Origin of the sequence: Pseudomonas sp. K5002 (assembly GCF_013386655.1) — a bacterium.
Lineage (GTDB): Bacteria > Pseudomonadota > Gammaproteobacteria > Pseudomonadales > Pseudomonadaceae > Aquipseudomonas.
The window spans coordinates 201-409 of record NZ_JACARK010001584.1; the positions used below are offsets into that span (position 1 = coordinate 201).

At 65.1% G+C, this 209-nt stretch carries 1 pseudogene; it reads right to left on the bottom strand.

Going from position 1 to position 209, the window contains the following annotated elements:
- Nucleotides 1–209, bottom strand: a pseudogene (locus HX846_RS38100) (DNA-binding response regulator); the annotation flags it as partial.

A 209-nucleotide genomic window follows, 5' to 3' on the forward strand; every position in this document is an offset into this window, starting at 1 on the left:
CAGGCTGCGGTCATACAGGGTCAGCTTGCGGCCCAGGGCGATTTGCGCCAGTTCCTGCTTGTCCAGCGGCTCGCCGGGCTGACGCAGCAAGGCTTCCAGCAGGCGGCTTTCGGACACGGTCAGGGCAAATTCCTGTTCATCGATAGTGACCACGCCACGCACCGGGCTGAAGCACAGGTCGCCCAGCTCCAGCTGAGTGGACACGGCGG